We start from the raw sequence: 17,459 nt of genomic DNA on the forward strand, positions 1-17,459 counted from the left end.
ACCTGGCCCAGCGGCGCGCCCCACTTGTGCTGGTACGCCAGTGCCAATTGCAGCTGCAGCCCGTCCACCATCCCCAGATCCAGCAGGATTGCTCCCAGCCGCTTCTTGGTCTGCATCGGCGCTCCCCTGTGTGCTTCGCGCGCTCTCTAGAACATTTTCACCCGCAGTGTCTTGTCTGTTCGAGTCATACGCTTGCGCTCCAGCGCCATCTCCCGCCTGTCTTTGATGGGCTGTCAGGTTGCTGCGGGCGTTGGGCCGGCCTGGAGTGGGCTTCCCAACAATGGAGCCCTCCACGGTTTGCCTGCCAAGGACCGTTCTCGCCGAGGCGGGGGCGTGCCGAGGGGCTGTCCGGGCGGGCCGAGCGAGGGGGGCGCAGGGGTCCGGGCCCTCGGGCGTGTGCTCGCGCGCCGCTCCAGCACGACATTGGGCAATCCTCCGCAGCCCGTATGCCCGGGTGTACGGAGTGGGGCTGCATGTCAGGGTGCCTCGCGGAGGGCCCTCCTGACGCTGTCCTCTCCGGCCCCTCACGATTCTTTCGTCACATTCTCCCCAGGGCCCACTCTCTGTTTCTGATGCGCCTCCGGGCGCACTCCATGAGGGAGCGCATGTGCTTGTATGTCAAGAATGAAACGCATTGGGCGAGCCGTTGGGGACGGGCGGGCTGGCGTTGGTCGGGCCTGAGCGGGGTGGCGATGGTCCTTGCGCTGGTTGGCTTGTCTGGCCGGGCCTCTGCGGGGCCACCCAATTGCCCCGATGGGGACGTGTGCGTCTATGCCGACGCCCAGGGATTTATCGAGAACGGCGGCGAGCATCTCGATTTCGATAAATGCGGAACGGTGGATCTCAGCAAGCTGCCCTTCAAGGGCGGCGGCACCTGGAGTGACAAGGTCAGCGCCATCTACAACAACCGACTCCCGGTCGCGGATGCGCGCGTCTATGACTACTCCGGCTCCGGCAATGACTATATCTATCTCAAGACAGTGGAGTCCGGCGACTACCTGCTGGACCTGTCCCAGGATATGGCCAACGATGAGGGGCCGATGAACGATCGGATCGACGCCATCGAGATCGTCTGTGGCGGGCCGCTCACCCACTTGACTCCGGACCAGTTGCGGTGAGCATGGCGCGACGTCATCCCGAACGGTCACGATGGACGCTCCGAAGAACCGCGCTCGAGGTATTTGTCACCGGTGAGGGTCGTCGGCTGACGCACGGAGGTGAGGTATGGGATATGCAATCATCGTTTTTCTTGGACTGATGCCCCTTGTGTGGGCGATGAGCATTTCACCGTTGACGAGGAAGATAGACCTTCTGGAAAGGCGCTTGAGGCGTATGGATGCGATCTTGAATCAGATCGCAAATCAAGTAGGTGTGTCCGTGTCTTCCTCTGTCTCTCCAATGGACAATGAACTGCGGGCACTCGTCAAAGAAGACAAGAAGCTCGAGGCGATCAAGAAAGTGGTGACGGAGCTGGGGCTGTCCTTGAAGGAGGCGAAGGCGTATGTAGAAGCGTTGTAGAATCAAGTGGAGGCGGGGCGCCGGAGGGCCAGGTAACCGAAGGCCTTCCGGAGCACGTCACGCAGCGGAGGACGACCTCGCGCCTTCACCCAGTGGCGGATGGCCGCGTCCAGCAGGCCCGCAATGGCCTCGGCGAGGACGTCGGCCTCCAAAGAATCCCCGCACGCGCGCTGCTTCAGGAAGACAGCCGCTAGTGCCCGGGCGAAGGACACCGGTCCGCCGCTGTCACCGCCTGGAGTTGGGGATGCTCCGAGATGAGCCGCGCGCGCCGGAGCATACGCTTGCGGTCCTCGCCGTAGAGGGCGTCCAGGGACGCCACCAGCGCCTCGAGCGTGGACTCCTGTGGGGGCAGCGTGCCCAGCCGCTCGGAGATGGCCTCCAGGAGCATCGGGTCGTACTCGTCCCAGAGCACCAGCCGCTCCTTCGCCCCGAAGTTCCGGTACACCGTGGCCGGTGCCACCCGGGCTGCCGTGGCGAGCTCCTCCACAGCCATTCAGCCGGGTCCTCTCGTGGCGTCTTCTCCTTCACCGGCTCCTTCCTGGCCACTGCCAGGGGTGCCACGCTCGCCTCCTCCACACCTGCTTGGGGGAGCGGCAGCCCGAGGCGCTCGGGCCTGCCGCGCCGCCGTTTTCACGTCAGGACGTTGCGTTTCAGTTCACGTTGGCGGTCACCGACGTCGAGCTGGTGAGGCTCACCGTGCAGCTGCGGGTCCGGTTGCCGTTGCTGGAGCAGCCGCCCGACCACACCGCCGTGCGGCCGTTGCTCACCGTGAGCGTGACCGACGTGCCGGTGGGGAAGGCCATGCTGCCCGTGCTGCCGACGTTCACGCGCAGCCCGCTCGGGGACGAGGTGATGGACTCACCCGGCTGGTCGTCGGGGTGATGGTCAGCGGCTTCTGCACGACCTGGCCGTAGCTCGACGTCACGTTCACGGTCCGGGTGGTGGTGGTGGGCTGTGTCGTGACCGTGAAGCTCACGGTCTCCTGGCCGGCCGGGAAGGTGACGGTCGCTGGCGCGGAGGCCCACGCCGCGTACAGCGGCTGGATGGAGACGGTGAGACCGCCGCTCGGCGCCGGGTGGATTAGCGAGGAGGTGTGAGCCGGAGGGTGAAGGTGTAGCGCAGTTGGATGGGCTGGCCATCGAGGAGCCCGGGCGTGTAGCGGGAGCGGAGCAGGGAGCGGACGAAGGGCCCATCGACGAGCGGGAGGGACTTCAAGACGCAGCAGTCCTTCACGCGTCCTTCGCGGTTGATGGTGCAGCGAGCGCGGCCCACTCCCCCGACGCGCTGCTCGCGGGCCTCCGGTGGAAGCTCGAGCCGGGGACCCCAGAGTCTCCGAGGTGCGCTCATGTGATTCTGAAAGGGCACGACATCGTCCGGCTCGCCCATGACCTGCGCCGGGCCGGTACCCTCGCCGGGCCCGGGGACGCCCGGCGCGCCCTCGCAACGGGGCACCGCGAAGTGGGTGGAGAACAGCGCCTCCTCCTCGGGGAGCGAGTAGTCGCGCCGCCAGCCCTCGGGCGTGCGCACGAACCACAGCTGGTGCTGGTAGGAGACGGTGGCGGGGTTCTGGCGGGCCCAGAGCTCCAGGGCGGAGCGGCGCTGCTCGGGCGAGGTGGGCGCGAGCACTTCCGGCGTGCGCAACAGGGGGTCCTCCCACTGGGGGCGGAGCTGCCGGAGCTCGACAGTGGCCAGGTCGCCCCAGACGCTCAACCGGCCGGACTCGCACTGGACGTAGCGAGCGAGCTCGGCCTGGAGGCCGGGAACATCGAGCTCCGTGGGCGCGGCCAGCGAGGGGGTACGCTGGATGAAGTCGAGATCCTCCTGCCGGATGAAGTCGGAGGGCTCGACCCCCTCGGGGAAGCGCGAGACGACGGGTGCCAGGAGTTGCTGGTGCTCGCAGAGGAAGACGGCCTTCTGCCGCAGTTCCTGTGCATCCTCGTCGGAGGCAACACCCGAACCGGCAGTGCCGGCCGCGCAGCCGGCGAGGAGCGTGAGGAGCAGGGATAAGGAGCGCGGGGCGGACCCCTTGAGGAATCGAGGCATGGTGGAAGCCTCGATATCACTGCCTGCCCCCAGTGCGCCCCGGCAAGGTGTCAAAGGACCCGTTCCGGCACCTTGCGCCCTACGAGTCATCTGACACCGTGGGTGGGCGTCAGTAGGACTGGGTGCCGTAGACGGTCGCGCTCATCCTGGTGCCAGCCGAGTTCCAGCACTCCACCTGCCACTTGTACTTGTCAAAGGGCCCGTAGGGGGGCGCGGCCGTGAGGGGATTGTCCATGTAGAACACCCCGAAGTCGAGCGACGGGGGATAGACCCCGCTGCTCCAGAGCTTCGTCGTCTCCCAGTAGAAGTCCTTCCGGGAGACGCCAGAGGACGTCACCTCGCAGGCGTCGAAGCCAACGCTCTCGTACCGCTGATACATCGGGGCTCCCGCGCTCCAGGTGAACGTGGTGGTGGACTCGTGGGCAGGGCCGGTGAACTCGCGCCAGACATAGCCGGTGCTGGTGGTGTTGATCAGCCAGGCAAGGCGCCGGATGGTCGCCGAGGCCACTGCGCTGGCCCGCACTCCCTGGGCGGTGGTGCAGTCCACCGTCCACTGGTACTGACCCGCCGGCAGCGTGCCATTGAGCACCGTGTAGGCCGGCGGCAGGTTGGGGAGTTGGTACCAGTACGCGCCGTTCTTGAGCACGCGGAGGTTGCAGCTGGTGGCGCCCACCGAGTCGTACTTCAGCGTGCGGACCTCGCTGTCGGGCCCCTCGAAGTATGAGGAGCTGAATGCCACCGTCGGCTGGGCGAAGGCGCCCTGGCCGTTCAGGTTCGGCATGACTCCCGTCGAGCCGGGGAGGACCGCCGCCGAGCCGGGCAGGGAAACGAGCTTCGCCCGCACCGCCTGTTCAATCTGGACCGGCGAGGTCAGCCCCTGGGACTCCGCGAGGACCGAGGCCAACCCCGTGACATGGGGGGCCGCCATCGACGTGCCGGACAGGTTGATGTAGCCGCCGCCCGACCACGTCGAGCGGATGACGTTGCCTGGAGCCCAGGCCTCGACACACGGGCCGAAGTTCGAACCCGGCTCGTTCTTGGCATAGGGCATGTTCTGGAACCGGAGGCTGCCATTGAGCGGCTTCACCGGCTGGCCGTTGTCGTCGAGAGCGCCGACGACCATGATTCCGTCATCCGGCTTCGGATCGTTATAGGAGACGAGGCACGCGTCCTGATGGCCGTTTCCCGCGGACTGGACGATGAACGCCCCTGGATAGCCCTGGCTCGGGTCGGGGAGCGCCATGCTCTTCAACTTGTTGCCCAACAGCAGGCCCAGTCTGTAGTCCGGGCTGTTCATGGAGATGTTGACGATGCCGACGACCCTGGACGCGATGAGGCGTTCCCTGATGCGCTCGAGGCCCTGGTACACGGTGGTGGCCTGCACGTCGGGGATGCAGGGGCTCAGCGACTGATTGCTTGCGACCGCCACCGAGACGATGGGAACCCCGGCATGGACGCCGAGCACCCCTTGGGCATTCGCACGGGCGCCGATGATGCCGGCCACATGGGTCGCGTGCCGGTAGCACGAGGCCACCGGGATTCCATCCATGGCGGGGATGCGCTCGACGACGTTCAGGTCGCCGTGGAAGTCCACCCCGGAGTCGAGCACGTAGACTTTCCTCGTCCCGTAGCTGCTCCTCCACCCGCCCACGGCGTTGAGGCCCCAGGAGGCGACTTCCGTGCTGCCGGTATTCGTCCACGCCGCGCTGAGCTCGATCCGGCTGTCCTCGGAGATCCTCTCGACGCGGGAGTCTCGCCGGAGCCGCTCCACCTGCCGCGAGGTCAGGAAGGCGGAGAAGCTCTTGCCGATGAGGCGGGTGGTGGTGGTGGGCACGAACTGGTGTTCCGCGCCCATCTCCTCCATGAGCTGATGATGTGCCTGGAGGGCGGCATCGCTGGCGGGTCCCAGCCCCGCCGGCGTTCTGCCCGGTAGCCGGGGGGCCGCGGCGTCGTACAACTCCACGATGTAGTGGATGCGTCCCTGCGCATCCCGGATGGGCCCTGAGGTGTCGCTGGACCCCTGGTGCAGTGGAGCCACGCGCTCGGACTCGCCAGGAGGGAGCGCGGGCGCGGCCGCGAGAAGCCCAGCACTGCACAGACCGATCGCCAGAGCGAAGCCTTTGTTCCAATGAGGCACTACGAACGTCCTTCCCAGACCGCGAGAGGCGCTCGTTATACGGGTTGTATTGGAAGGCTTGAGCGAAGGGGGCACCGACGGCCCGCGAGCACGCTTGCACTCCGGGGGGACGAGGATGGCCGGCCCGGTGCGCCGGTGGAAACGCTATGCAGCCCCCCGCCTCGCGGCTCATGACCGGCTCGGGCAGGTGCACGCCCATGGCCTCTTCGCGCCGCGCCTCCCGCGAGCGCAGCATGTCCAGGCACACCCGCGCCACCCCGGTCGCCAGCCACCCGCCGAGGTTCTCGACTCCGCGCGTGTCCGCGCGGCTGAACCGGAGCCAGGACTCCTGGACGGCGTCGTCCGCCTCGCTGAGCGAGCCGAGCATCCGGTAGGCCACTGCCCGCGGATGTTGGGCAGCGCGAAGTGGGCAGATGGCCCTGGCCCTGGAAAGCAGGACGATGCGCTTGTCTGGGTTGAGCGCCGGGGCGTGCACCCATCGCCCTCACCACCCACCTGCGCTAGACAGCCCTCCATGCCTCTCTCTCCCGGACATGTCCTGCTCGCGGCCCTCGTGCTCGCGGGCTCTACGCCGAGCCGCGCTGCCTCGAATGGATCGTCACTCTCGTACTTGAAGGACAGGGAGGACGACGGGTGCGACTGGGTACGGCAGCCGCTTCCCTCTGGCGCGCCACAAGTCGTCTTCTCCTTCGATGAGTCCTGCAGATCGGCTGTCCTGGCCTGGAGCCCCGATGGCAGGAAGGGGCTCGTCAAGGCCAGCCGGAAGGACCCGGAGCCCGGTTTCCGGTTGTGGCTCGTGGATCTGGTGAAGCGGAAGGGCACGCTGCTGCCCCTCACCGGACTGCCCGAGCCGAAGGTGCCCACGCAGGGGGATGTGCCCGTCGTCGATCGGGTGAGCTTCGACCGGCAGGGGCGTCTGGTGGCGCTGGTCAACTATGCCCTCGTGGCGAACCCGCCGAAACCGGGGCCGGACGGCAAGAGGTTCATCTCCTTCGAAGGTCAGCGATACCCCGTGGTGGAGGGCCCTGGAGATCCAGCGATCGTCATGGCCTACCGGCTCGAAGGAGAGCGCTGGAAGCGCATCGAGCTGAAGTCGACCTCTTCCTGGTTCTCGGCGCTCGAGACCACTCGGACGCTCCAGCCCGTGACCACCCTGTCCGGGTTGGAGCTCGACCAGAGCCAGAAACTTCCTCCAGGCGCTCCCGCCCAGAAGCTGCTGCACGCGGCCTTTCCGGAGATGAAGAATGGCTTCAATGAGGCGGCGGGGGATTGGATGCGTATCGCCACCCCGGGAGGACCGATCTACTACCGGATGGAACCCGAGGGTGACGGCTACGTACCCCAAGTCCCCGTGCGGTGGGAGCGGGGCGGCAAGCTGGTTCCGGTGGAGGGAGTGCCCGAGACGCCGGGCACCTCCGTCTCCTTCCAGCTCCAGGGCGACCTGCTGCTGATCTCCGTGGATGAGAGCAGCTCAGGTTCCAAGACGCTGATCCTCGACGCGCGGACGAAGAAGCTCCTCCTGTCCATGGAAGGGCTCTCCACCCCTGTCTTATGGCCCTCTGCTCTGTCCTCCCGCTGACGAGCTAGCCTCCGGCGGCGGCTTCGATTCCCACCGCCCCCAGACCTCACATGGCACGGCGGCTACTGCGCGTTGAGGCGCACCATCGAGACGTCGTAGCCGCGATGATCGACGCCGCCCCCCGCCTGCGCGGGCCGGTACATCATCCCCGTGCTGCCGTCGACGTAGAAGCGGTTGTTCGGGTTGGTGTCCATGCCGACGTCGGTGTGGCGCGTGCCCGGGTCGTGGAACGTGTAGAAGGTGCGGCCCTGCTCGTCGACGCCGCGGCCCGTGATGGCCACGAAGTGATCCGTCAGGGTGTCCACGTTGTAGTCGGCATCCTTGTGGCTCACCCCCACCACCACCGGCCGGCCCGCGTCGAGCTGGCCGTCGATGTACTCACGGCCCTGCTGGGCGCGCGCGGAGTCCACCGTGAGGCGGCCCTCCTCGTTCTCGCTCGTGCCGACCTGGATGCGGCGATCCGGGCCCTGCACCGTCACGCCCGCGTCGCGTGCCATCGCCGTGACCGCCCGGAAGCACGCCTGGTTGCCAGCACGCTCGACACGGTCGGGGTCGAACTGGCTGTACCACGGCATCTGCACCTGGGCCGCCATGCCCGGAGGAGCCGTCAGGCCCTCGGGACGCGACGGGGGAATCAGCGCGGACGTCGGTGCCGTCAGGCCGGCGGGAGTCTGCTGGGCAATCGGAGCGTTGGCGGCGGAATCCTCGGGGACGGGACCCGCGGTGGCCGGTATCGCGCCAGCGGCTTGGAGCATCCGCTCCCGCGCCAGCATCTCGAGCGCATCGGCCTGCTCATTCACGAAGCGGTTGGCCACGCCTCGCTGGATGTCGGGACTGCTGCTGTGGAAGCGCGCCAGCGTGCCGTCCGGATTGGTACGGCCGCGCTCGGCGTAGACGCCTTCGATGAGCTCCTCGTCGGTGACGGTGGCCGGGTCACGCCCCGCGAGCGCGGCCTCGAAGATATCGGGCGTGGTGCCTCTGTGCTGCACGCCGGTGGACCAGGCCACGTCGCGCAGCGCGGCCGAGCGCCTGTTCAAGTCGAGTCCCGTGGCCTCCAGGATGCTGTCGACTTGCGGCTGGTAGTGCGTGTCCACGATGAACTCGTGCTGCGCCTGGCCGAACCCCTCTGGCTCGCTCGCGGCCAGATCCCTCCAGGCCTGGCCGAACTCCTGGGTGCCGGGCTCATGGGGGGACAGCGCGGCGTGGTATTCCGGGTGGCTGGTGGCCAGCGAGTCCACGAACTCCTGCGCCGTGCCCGTGTTGGTCGCGATCTGGTACGTGCCGTAGGACGGGCCGCCGGGATCTCCATCGTTATCGGAGACGCTGCCGACGTCTCCCCGGGACTCATACTGACTGCTGAGCGTTCCCAGCGGCGGGAGAGAGGTGTCGGGCCGGGGCTCGGGCCTCAGCGAGGTGGTGGGCGCGGCCCCGGGCGTCGGCGTGGCCGGAGCCGCGGTCACGGGCTGGGTCTCGGGCGTCGGCGCGGTGGGCGCGGCAGGCGCCGCCTCGGTCACGGGCTGGGTCTCGGGCGTCGGCGCGGTGGGCGCGGCCGGAGCAGCCGCCGCGGTCACGGGCGTCGGCGCGGAAGTGGGTGCGGCCGCGGCCCCGGTGACGGGCTGGGTCTCGGGCGTCGGCGCGGTGGGCGCGGCCGGAGCCGCGGTCACGGGAGTCGGCGCGGTGGACGCGGCCGGAGTCACGGGCCGGGTTCCGGACGCCGGCGCGGTGGGCGCGGCCGGAGCCGCGGTCATGGGAGTCGGCGCGGCGGGAGCCGCCGTCACGGGCCGGGTCGGAGGCCTCGGCGCGGAGGTGGGTGCAGCCGCGGTCCCGGGTCGAGCCGGGGGCCTCGTCGCGGAGGTGGGCGCGGCCGAGCCCCGGGCCTGGGGCCTCGTCGCGGAGGTGGGCGCGGCCGCGGTCCCGGGCCGGGCGGGCCGGTTGGGGGGCCTTGTCGCGGAGGTGGGCGCGGCCGAGGCCCGGGCCTGGGGCCTCGTCGCGGGCGTGAAGGTGTCCACGGGGCGGCCGCGGGGGCGGCGGCGAGTCCCCTGGGTGGACGGGGCATCGAAACCATCGGGGATCTGGAGCCTCTCCCCGGCGCGGATCTGGTTGGGGTCCTCGATCTTGTTGGCGCGTGCCAACTCATCGACGGTGGTGTTGTGCCGCCGAGCAATGCCCGACAGCGTGTCACCCGAACGGATCCGATACGTGCTCATGGTTGCGTTGTTCCTTGTGGCCCATGCACCTGCGCGTACGGCCGTGCCGGCCCATGCGTTGATTATCTCGGCGCGCTGCGTTGGAGTTGCTCATGATGCCGCGATTGCGTCTGGTTTGTAAAACGACGGTGTTGGTGCTGCTCACCCTGGGGCTTGGGGCGTCCACGTCCGCGAGGGCCCAGGCCTCGGGGAGCGTGACAGGGCGCTACAGGAAGGAGGGGGGAGAGCTCATCATCGTCGAGGGAGATAACGAGACGCTCGTCCACTACGAGGCGGCGTTCCCGCAGGGGGCCAGCGTGGGGAGCTGCATCTGTCCCTTCGTGGTGAAGCAGAAGAGCGGGGAGCGCTGGACCCTCCAGGCCGCCAGACCGCCGGACACGTGGAGCCTGAAGCTCGAGCCCACGCGGCTCGTGCTCGAGGGAAGGAACCCGATGTGTTGCGGCCTGGGTTGGCCCGGCAGTGACCGCTTCGAGCGGAGCGCGGTGCGAGGCCCGAGCACGTGCCAGGTCAAGGCGGCGCGGGCGGACTTCTTCGCCTCGCAGAAGGCCTCCACCCCGAGCAAGGCGTACGTGGTGGCCGGAGACACGGTGGAGGTGTTCGTTCCCGGCTCCGAGCCGCGCCGGGTCCCCGCGCGTTTCAAGGGGGCGCGCGGGACGACGGCGGGCCTGCTCGAGCGCGGCCAGTTGGACTGCTCGCGGCAGGAGGCCACGCTCCAGTCCTTGGAGGGGAGGTGGGTCGAACTGACGCGCAAGGGCAGGGGCTTCGTCCTCTTCAAACCCTGCTCGGCGAATACCCGGAGCATCACCGTCCGCCCCGCCAGCGGCGAGCTGGAGGTCGAGCTCGGTCAGGAGACGACGGTCGCGAAGGTGACGGGGTTGCGTCCCGGCGCGGCGGTGGGGAGCTATTCGCTGGAGCTGACGTACGCGAGCGGCACCACCGAGACGGTGGGCTGGGAGGATCTGGACGTGAGCAGGGGCCTGGTGAGCGTGAAGAGTCCGGACCTCTTCTCCCAGGGCCGCGTGTACGTGCGCGAGGCCCAGAAGTCCGCCTTCCCGGTCGAGGAGGAGCGGGGCTGCGACGAGGAGCGGTAGGCCAGGACATGGCTGTCAGGGGCGAGGGGTCTCCTTGTGCCCGCGCGTCGTGAAATCAAGCGCTTCCACGCGGAACGGGACTTGCTGTGGCGCGAGGTCCCCTTCCCTGGAGGATGACAGACATGACACGAAAGCATCTCGCCGCGCTGTGGGCGGCGTTCACGCTGGTGGGCTGTGGTGTCTCGGGTGCGCCGGGCGGTGGTTATGGAGCGACCCCGGGTGGTGCACAGGACATCGCGCTGGCGCGGACGAAGATCGACCACGGGCAGATCCCGGAGCCGGAGGACTTCGTCGCCGAGGGGCTCTACTCGGAGCATGACCTGCCCCTGGACGGCCCGGCCTGCGAGCAGGTGCTGTGCCTGCGCACGGCGACGGGCATCGCGCCGGCCCTCGACACGGGGCGCCAGGAGGTGTTCGTGCAGGTGGGGTTCTCCTCCAACGTGGACCCCGCCACGTTCCACCGCAAGCCGCTCGACGTGGCACTGGTCATCGACCACTCGGGCTCCATGTCGGGCGAGCCGATGGAGGCGGTGAAGGCGGCGGCGCGCACGCTGGTGGACAAGCTGGACGGGAACGACACCTTCTCGCTGGTCATCTTCGATCACACCACCGAGACACTGGTGACGCAGGGCCAGGTGAAGGACCGCGCGGCCCTGAAGCGTGCCATCGACACCATCCACGAGGCGGGCAGCACCTGCATCGAGTGCGGGCTTCGCGATGGGTTCAAGCAACTCGCCAAGGTCCAGGCGGATGCGTCGCGGGCCCGCCGGCTCTTCCTCTTCACGGACGCGATGCCCAACGTGGGAGCCACGGGGGAGGGTGAGTTCATGGACTTGCTGCGCAGCCATGCGCAGCAGGGCCGGGACACGACGGTGTTCGGCGTGAACATCGCGTTCGGGCAGGCGCTGGTCACGAAGATCTCCAGTGTGCGCGGGGCGAACTACTTCTACCTGAGCGACGCCGAGCGGACGCGGAAGGTGTTCGACGAGGACTTCGACTTCCTGGTGACGCCGATTGCGTACGACTTGAAGATGGCGCTCGCGCCGGCCGAGGGCTACCGGGTGGAGGCGGTGTACGGGCTGCCGGGAGTGGAGCCGGGGGCGAGCGAGGCGGTGATGGACGTGGCCACGGTGTTCCTCTCGCGGCGCCGGGGCGCGGTGCTGGCGCGGCTCAGTGGCCCGGGGCAGACGCAGCCCAACCAGCAACTGGTGTCGAGCTCCTTCTCCTTCAGCCCGGCGGAGGGAGCGGCGCCCGCGGCCGTCACGCTCAGCGCGAGCTACGAAGGCGGAGAGCCGCTGGAGTCCACGGCGACGTGGTACTCGCAGCGCTCGGTGCGCAAGACGGTGGCGCTGACGAACTTCATCCTGGGAGCGCGGATGGCCTGCACGCATTGGATGAAGGGCGAGAGGGAGCAGGCCCTCGAGGTGGCGAACCGGACGGAGGCGCTGCTGAAAGCGGAGGCGGAGGCGCTGGACGACGCGCCGCTGCGTGCCGAGGCGGAGCTCGCGGGCAAGCTCGCCGCGTTGATGAAGCCCTGACCGAGCGGGAGCGTCCGGTGAGCCCAACCGCCCCGGCCCTTGCAGGAGAAGGCCACCGGCCGTGCGTCCTCGCAGCCACCGCACCCGTGCCCTGCGCCTTGCCGGACTTCCCTGCAGCAGGTTGGTTTCCAGGGGCTCCCGCCACCGGCAGCTCCACCGTGAACGTGGAGCCCGCACCCGGCTGGCTCTCGACGGAGAGCTTCCCACCGTGTGCCTCCACGTGATGTTTCACGAGATGGAGGCCGATACCCAGCCCTCCGTAATGCCGGTCCGACACTCCGCGCGAGAACCGGTCGAAGATGCCGGCCACCTCGCTCTCCGACATCCCGAGGCCGTGGTCGCGCACCACCAGGCACACCGACGTCGCTTCCGGCACCACGCTTATCTCGACGGGCCTCCTCTGCCCGAACTTCAGCGCGTTGTGCACCAGTTGGAACACCGTCTGCTCGAGCCGGCGCTCGTCCCACTCCCCCAGCGCTGGACCTTGCATCTTCCGGACGAGCTGGCAGCCGCTGGCGTCGATCTGCTCCTGCATCGACTCGAGGACGCCCTCCACCACCGTGCACAGGTCCAACTGCTTGCGGTGCAGCTCCAACGGCTGGTCCGAGCTGAGACTGGAGGCGTCGATGAGCTGATCGACCAGCTGTCCGAGCCGCCAGGTCTGATGCTCCGTGATGGTGAGCTCCCTGACGAGCCAGGCCGGCTCCAGGGCGGACGTGTTCCGAGCGCACTTGCGCAGGATGCTCTGCAGGCGCAGCCGGAGCGGCAGCAGGGGCGTGCGCAGCTCGTGCGCGGCCACGGACACGAAGACGTCCCGCAGGCGGATGGCGTCCTGTGCAGCGCGATAGAGGCGCGCGTTTTCGATGGCGATGGCGGCCCGGCGCCCGAGCTCGCTCACGAACACGATGTCGGTGGAGCTGTAGGGAAGGCCAGGGTTCGCCGAGGCGAGGGTGAGCACACCGATCATCTTCCCGCGGAGGGCGAGCGGGACGGCCATCGCCGTATGGGTGCCGAGTTCCCGGATCAGCCGGACGTTCTCATCGTCGGCGCTGTAGTTCCGAATGACGTCGTCGGTGGTCCGAGCCAACAGGAGCGGCTCGCCCGTGCGGAGCACCTGCGCCGCGGGCTGAGGTGAGCGGTTGGTGGGCGAATAACGCTCCGCGAGCTCACCGAGGAGTTTCAGCTTGGATGGATCCCGATGCGCGGAACCCAGGCGCCGAAGCTTGTTGTCCTCGATGACGTCGAGCACGCACCAGTCCGCCAGCGACTGCACGCACAGCCGCGGCAGCGCGGAGAAGCTCTCCTCGTAGTCAAGCGAGGTCGACAGGGTCTCGGAAGCAGCGGCGAGAAACCTGGCGCGCTGCTCGGCCTGCTGAGCGGCGGCGCGCGCCTGCTGCTCCTTGACGACGACTACCGCCAGGATCAGCACGAACACGTTGAGGAACGAGATGTAGAGCTGCAGGTTCAAGATGCGTGTGCCGACGGAGAGGCTCAGCATCGCGAAGGGTCCACGCTCGTGAACCGTGTGCCAGGTCGCCATCAGATCCAGGATGACCGTGGCAACCGTCGCGCCTCGCGCTCCGAGACGCAGGGCTGGCCATGCGATCAAGGGGAGCAGGAGGAAGGGAAGCGCCGCGTCGAACTCTCGCGGCTGCGTGGAGGAGAACACCCACCAGCCCACGGTCGTCAGCAACGTGAGCAAGGCCAGGGCTTCGACAGCGCGACCGAAGCGAGGGCTCGTGGGCTCCGTCCAGGCCAGGAAGAAGGGAGTGAGGAGAATCACCCCCAGGGCGTCGCTGGTCCACCACGTGACCACTTTCGTCCAGTACGCGCCTTCCTGTAACCACGTGACGTTGGCAGCCGCCGCGATGAGCGCGCATGGGAATGCGCCGACCCCAGCGCCCAGCAAGGCCAGGCGGATGATGTCCCCGGCGTGACTGAACACGAAAGGGCGGCTCGACGGCGGGCGTAACAGCCAGGCGCCGAGGAGAGGCAGCAGACTGGAGGTCAGCGCCCAAACCACGATGATGGGCAGTGGGAGGTCATGCCACGAGCCGATCCACACATCTGCTCCAAAGATGGCAAGCAGGTAGGCGGGCCAATGAGAGCGGGGCGTGCGGAGAAGCCAGGCAAGAGCCAGGCCGCTGGGCAGCCAGAATATAGCGTGATTCCGAGGGGGGAAGATGAACCCCTGATTGAGCCGCCCGAGGGCGCAGTAGGCCACGAAGAGAGCAGCGCAGCCGAGGAACAAGTTGATCGCTTGCCCCGTCGCTGACGACCACCCCGAGCGCCAACGGCGCAGGTTGCTTGCAATCATGACTCCCCCGGACGCGCGCGCGGGCGCGGGTGCATGGGAGAACGATGGCTTCATCCCATTATCCGCGCCAGGGAACACCTCATCCTCGGCCAGATGCCGAGCGTGAGCCAGGGCCGAGCTCTCCGCGCCCAGCGACGTACCCGCGAGGCGCGCCAGGGTTCCAGGCCGCCAGGCCGCCACGCCAGGAACGCCTTGCCGGGGTAGCGCTGCGCGAGCGTGTCGGCGACGCCCGCTTTCTCGAGCGGGCGGGGCTGGAAGTCGCCGAGGGGCTCTCGCCGGAGCATGGGGGCGTTGCCCATCCCATATAGGGAGCAGAAATGGCCGCCCTTTCGCGCCTGGAGCGAAGACGCCGTGGAACTTCGTGAGGCGAGGCTACTTGCCGGCGCTCGTGGGGGGCACGGGCCAGGGCACGGTCCACGTGCGGATGCGGAACAGCCCCCGCTCGTCGGGGAGATGAACGGCGACGAGGGCCACGCTTCCGTTCACCGCGGAGGCGAGCGACGTGTCCGGGAAGATCTCGTTCCACACGAGCCGGGTGCGCACGGGCCCGTGGGAATAGGTCTCCCAGGAGCTGAACATCAGCTGGTGGTATTCGTTGACCCAGAGGACGGCGCGCTCGGAGCCACGCTGCAGGGGTTCGTCGAGCAGCTCCATCCCCATGGGGCCGTCGAGGACCCTGCCGAGCTGGGTACAGCGCTGCTCCAGGGTGGAGATCCGCAGGCGGCACAGCAGGGCCTCGCCCCTGACCATGCGGATCCACTCCACGCTCGAGCCGTCGCTCACGATGCCGGCGTTCGTCCCGTACCCGAGGAAGATGACGCGGAGGACGGCCAGCTCCGTGTCGGCGGACATGCCCTTGACCCTGGGCCATCGGTTGACCGTCCGGACTTCGAGGGGCACCTTGGACCGCGGGATGACCTTCTTCTCGGCCGAGGGCTTTCCATCGAGGTCGTAGGGCTGGGCGAAGTAACGGTCCTCGAGCGACGAGCGGTACGTCACGGTGAAGCCGTGGTCCTCGCGGGTGACGATCGGGTAGACATCCCCGGGAGGTGTCTGGTGCGAGTGGGCGAGGGGGCCCGCCAGCAACGCGGCGAGCAGGGCACCGCGCGCCAGGGATGCGAGCCTTCCCATCATCCGCTCATCCGGGCTTGCTCGTGGCGCAGGGGAAGCTCGAGGGTGAAGGTGGCGCCCTGACCCCGCCCACCGCTGGCACAGCTCAACCGCCCGCCCATCTCCTCCGCCGCCATCGCGCTGGAGTGCAGGCCGAAGCCGTGACCGTCCTTCTTCGTGGTGAAGCCATGCACGAACAGCTGCGGCATGTGCTCGGGGGCAATGCCCACCCCATTGTCACTCACCTCGATGCGCAACCGCCCCTCTTCGCTCGTCCGCACGCGGAGGGAGAGCAGCTTCTGCTCCCGTCCACTCTCCAGCAGGGCATGCCGGGCGTTGCTCAGCAGGTTCACGAGGATCTGCAGTAGCCGGTGACGCTCCACCAGCACGGGCGGCAGCTCGGCGCACTCGCGCTGGATGCGGATGCCCGAGCGCTCGAAGGACGTCGCGTGCAGGCGCAGCGCGTCGTCGATGAGCTCCGCCATGGGGACCGGCTCCGGCTGGCCGCGGAAGCGGGCGTGCTCCTGCTGCACGGCCACCACGGCCTTGACGTGCTCCATGTTGCGCACGAGCCGCTGCATCTCCTCCACCATCATCCCGTGCTCCCGGCTCAGCTGGTGGGTGACGCTGGTGAGGTACTCGGGGAGCTTCTGTCCCCTGGGGTCCTCCGAGAAGAAGGCGGGCAGGTTCTCCGCGTGCTCCTCGAGCAGGTCCACGGCGCGCGAGAGCATGGGCATCCGCGAGCCGCGCAGCCGCTCGAGGACGAGCGAGGCCGAGACGTTGACGCTGTTGAGCGTGTTGCCCACGTTGTGCAGGGCCCCGGTGGCCACCTCGGCCATGCCGGCCTGGCGGGAGGCCTCCATCAGGCTGCGGTGCAGCTCGCTCTGCCGGGCCTCGGCGCGCTTGCGCTCCGTGATGTCGCGTCCGAACATCGTCACCCCCACCGGCCGCCCCGTCTCGTCCAGGATGGGGTTGTACGAGAGATCCAGCTCCACGGTGCGGTCCCCCACCCGGAACGATACTTCCCGGCGGAGGGGCTGCCCCTGGAGCACGCCGTTCAGCCGGGCCCGCCACTCCACCTGGTTCTGGGCCGCGGCGAGCTCATCCAGCGTGTCACCGGGCCGCAGCTCCCGTCCGGAGGACTCGTGGAACATCCGCTTCGCCGCGGAGTTGGCGGAGACGATGCGCCCCTCCGCGTCCAGCGCGCACACCGGATCGTCCGTGCTCTCGATGAGGCTGCGCAGCTTGCGTTCGCTCTCCTGCAACGTGGCATTCGTCGCATCACGCGCGGCGCTGAACAGCGCGCTCAACGACCAGCCGACCATCAGGAGGAAGACGTCGAGGAGCCCCTTCATCCATGGGCGGGCCTCGGAGAAGACCGGATGAAGGGCGCCGAAGTCCGACAGGGAGAGGGGCCGCAGGAGCCCCACGTTGAGGCAGAAGAACGCGGTGAAGAAGAGCCCCGTGCGCACGCCCACCAGGTAGACCGTGAACAGGGGGATGAGGATGATGCCCGCGGGCGCGCCCTCGGCGCTCGAGGCCTGCCCCGGGCCCGGCCGGGAGAAGGCAAAGATGGCCACCAGGCACGCGGCGGTGAGCAGGCCGCACACCACCAGCGCTGGAATCCGGGGGGAGGACTGCCTGCGCAGCAGCACCAGCAGCGACATCCAACCCGCCGCCAACACCGTACCCCCTACCATGCGGAGCAGGGAGTGGGGGAGCAGCGGCCCCGTCACGACGACCAACACGGAGTTGGCCAACATGAAGAGGATGGCGCCGGCCAGCACCCGGTAGCGGCCGAGCTCCTCGGGCGGCGAGCGGCGCTGCTCCTCTGTGAGGAACGCGTCCAACCGTTCGAGCATCCACGCGTGCGGCCCCTGGCTCATCAACTCCCGACTCTAACGTGGAGCCCGGCCACC

Annotated in this window: 14 protein-coding genes and 2 pseudogenes; 7 read left to right on the top strand and 9 right to left on the bottom strand. The window is 68.7% G+C overall.

Going from position 1 to position 17,459, the window contains the following annotated elements; all coding sequences use genetic code 11:
* The first annotated feature begins 611 nt into the window (after positions 1 to 611).
* Positions 612 to 1,118, top strand: coding sequence for a peptidase inhibitor family I36 protein (locus tag NR798_RS10090; protein WP_375771237.1), 507 nt, complete (start codon positions 612 to 614; stop codon positions 1,116 to 1,118).
* A 106-nt stretch (positions 1,119 to 1,224) separates the two neighbouring features.
* Positions 1,225 to 1,518 (top strand): hypothetical protein, encoded by a 294-nt coding sequence (locus NR798_RS10095; RefSeq protein ID WP_375771238.1) that lies wholly within the window; start codon positions 1,225 to 1,227, stop codon positions 1,516 to 1,518.
* Positions 1,519 to 1,520: 2 nt separating this feature from the next.
* Here the strand turns inward: NR798_RS10095 and NR798_RS10100 are convergent, their stop codons facing one another.
* Both NR798_RS10100 and NR798_RS10105 read right to left on the bottom strand, forming a co-directional pair.
* The gene (locus NR798_RS10100) at positions 1,521 to 1,670 is read right to left on the bottom strand and encodes a hypothetical protein (RefSeq protein WP_375771239.1); all 150 of its coding nucleotides are present in this window, start codon (positions 1,668 to 1,670) and stop codon (positions 1,521 to 1,523) included.
* 38 nt (positions 1,671 to 1,708) lie between these two features.
* A complete protein-coding gene (locus NR798_RS10105; protein WP_375771240.1) occupies positions 1,709 to 2,011 on the bottom strand; it encodes a TetR/AcrR family transcriptional regulator in 303 nt (100 codons plus the stop codon).
* A 167-nt stretch (positions 2,012 to 2,178) separates the two neighbouring features.
* Here NR798_RS10105 and NR798_RS10110 point away from each other — a divergent pair, with 167 nt between their 5' ends.
* Complete coding sequence (locus tag NR798_RS10110) at positions 2,179 to 2,400, top strand: hypothetical protein (RefSeq protein ID WP_375771241.1); 222 nt, start codon at positions 2,179 to 2,181, stop codon at positions 2,398 to 2,400.
* A gap of 77 nt (positions 2,401 to 2,477) precedes the next feature.
* Positions 2,478 to 2,615: a hypothetical protein gene (locus NR798_RS10115; protein ID WP_375771242.1), complete on the top strand. Its 138-nt coding sequence runs from the start codon at positions 2,478 to 2,480 to the stop codon at positions 2,613 to 2,615.
* Here the strand turns inward: NR798_RS10115 and NR798_RS10120 are convergent.
* The 3 genes and pseudogenes from NR798_RS10120 to NR798_RS10130 all read right to left on the bottom strand — a co-directional run.
* Positions 2,599 to 3,561 (bottom strand): energy transducer TonB, encoded by a 963-nt coding sequence (locus NR798_RS10120; protein WP_375771243.1) that lies wholly within the window; start codon positions 3,559 to 3,561, stop codon positions 2,599 to 2,601. The two genes, NR798_RS10115 and NR798_RS10120, sit on opposite strands and share 17 nt — an antisense overlap.
* Before the next feature lie 109 nt (positions 3,562 to 3,670).
* Complete coding sequence (locus tag NR798_RS10125) at positions 3,671 to 5,599, bottom strand: S8 family serine peptidase (RefSeq protein ID WP_375771244.1); 1,929 nt, start codon at positions 5,597 to 5,599, stop codon at positions 3,671 to 3,673.
* A 376-nt stretch (positions 5,600 to 5,975) separates the two neighbouring features.
* Positions 5,976 to 6,065 (bottom strand): annotated as a pseudogene (locus NR798_RS10130) (RNA polymerase subunit sigma-70); the annotation flags it as partial.
* A gap of 243 nt (positions 6,066 to 6,308) precedes the next feature.
* Between NR798_RS10130 and NR798_RS10135 the strand changes: the two are divergent.
* Complete coding sequence (locus NR798_RS10135; protein WP_375771245.1) at positions 6,309 to 7,277, top strand: hypothetical protein; 969 nt, start codon at positions 6,309 to 6,311, stop codon at positions 7,275 to 7,277.
* Between the two features lie 62 nt (positions 7,278 to 7,339).
* Here the strand turns inward: NR798_RS10135 and NR798_RS10140 are convergent, their stop codons facing one another.
* Complete coding sequence (locus NR798_RS10140) at positions 7,340 to 9,484, bottom strand: LysM peptidoglycan-binding domain-containing protein (protein WP_375771246.1); 2,145 nt, start codon at positions 9,482 to 9,484, stop codon at positions 7,340 to 7,342.
* A 92-nt stretch (positions 9,485 to 9,576) separates the two neighbouring features.
* On the opposite strand from NR798_RS10140, the gene NR798_RS10145 reads away from it, so the two are divergent.
* Both NR798_RS10145 and NR798_RS10150 read left to right on the top strand, forming a co-directional pair.
* Positions 9,577 to 10,575: a hypothetical protein gene (locus tag NR798_RS10145; protein ID WP_375771247.1), complete on the top strand. Its 999-nt coding sequence runs from the start codon at positions 9,577 to 9,579 to the stop codon at positions 10,573 to 10,575.
* 122 nt (positions 10,576 to 10,697) lie between these two features.
* On the top strand, positions 10,698 to 12,113 hold the full coding sequence (locus tag NR798_RS10150; RefSeq protein ID WP_375771248.1) for a VWA domain-containing protein: 1,416 nt from the start codon (positions 10,698 to 10,700) through the stop codon (positions 12,111 to 12,113).
* Between the two features lie 151 nt (positions 12,114 to 12,264).
* Here NR798_RS10150 and NR798_RS10155 read toward each other — a convergent pair.
* The 3 genes and pseudogenes from NR798_RS10155 to NR798_RS10165 form a co-directional block, all read right to left on the bottom strand.
* A pseudogene (locus NR798_RS10155) lies at positions 12,265 to 14,484 on the bottom strand (MASE1 domain-containing protein); the annotation flags it as partial.
* 318 nt (positions 14,485 to 14,802) lie between these two features.
* Complete coding sequence (locus tag NR798_RS10160) at positions 14,803 to 15,561, bottom strand: hypothetical protein (RefSeq protein WP_375771249.1); 759 nt, start codon at positions 15,559 to 15,561, stop codon at positions 14,803 to 14,805.
* The gene (locus NR798_RS10165; RefSeq protein WP_375771250.1) at positions 15,561 to 17,426 is read right to left on the bottom strand and encodes a nitrogen regulation protein NR(II); all 1,866 of its coding nucleotides are present in this window, start codon (positions 17,424 to 17,426) and stop codon (positions 15,561 to 15,563) included. Before NR798_RS10165 ends, NR798_RS10160 begins: the two co-directional genes overlap by 1 nt.
* Positions 17,427 to 17,459 lie beyond the last annotated feature (33 nt).

The organism is Archangium gephyra, assembly GCF_042230915.1.
Lineage (GTDB): Bacteria > Myxococcota > Myxococcia > Myxococcales > Myxococcaceae > Archangium > Archangium gephyra_B.

Bases quoted from the DNA above. Each gene is read 5' to 3' on its own strand.
- NR798_RS10095 (WP_375771238.1), top strand. From the start codon at position 1,225: ATGGGATATGCAATCATCGTTTTTCTTGGACTGATGCCCCTTGTGTGG.
- NR798_RS10105 (WP_375771240.1), bottom strand. From the start codon at position 2,011: ATGGCTGTGGAGGAGCTCGCCACGGCAGCCCGGGTGGCACCGGCCACG.
- NR798_RS10120 (WP_375771243.1), bottom strand. From the start codon at position 3,561: ATGCCTCGATTCCTCAAGGGGTCCGCCCCGCGCTCCTTATCCCTGCTC.
- NR798_RS10140 (WP_375771246.1), bottom strand. From the start codon at position 9,484: ATGAGCACGTATCGGATCCGTTCGGGTGACACGCTGTCGGGCATTGCT.
- NR798_RS10145 (WP_375771247.1), top strand. From the start codon at position 9,577: ATGATGCCGCGATTGCGTCTGGTTTGTAAAACGACGGTGTTGGTGCTG.
- NR798_RS10150 (WP_375771248.1), top strand. From the start codon at position 10,698: ATGACACGAAAGCATCTCGCCGCGCTGTGGGCGGCGTTCACGCTGGTG.
- NR798_RS10160 (WP_375771249.1), bottom strand. From the start codon at position 15,561: ATGGGAAGGCTCGCATCCCTGGCGCGCGGTGCCCTGCTCGCCGCGTTG.
- NR798_RS10165 (WP_375771250.1), bottom strand. From the start codon at position 17,426: ATGAGCCAGGGGCCGCACGCGTGGATGCTCGAACGGTTGGACGCGTTC.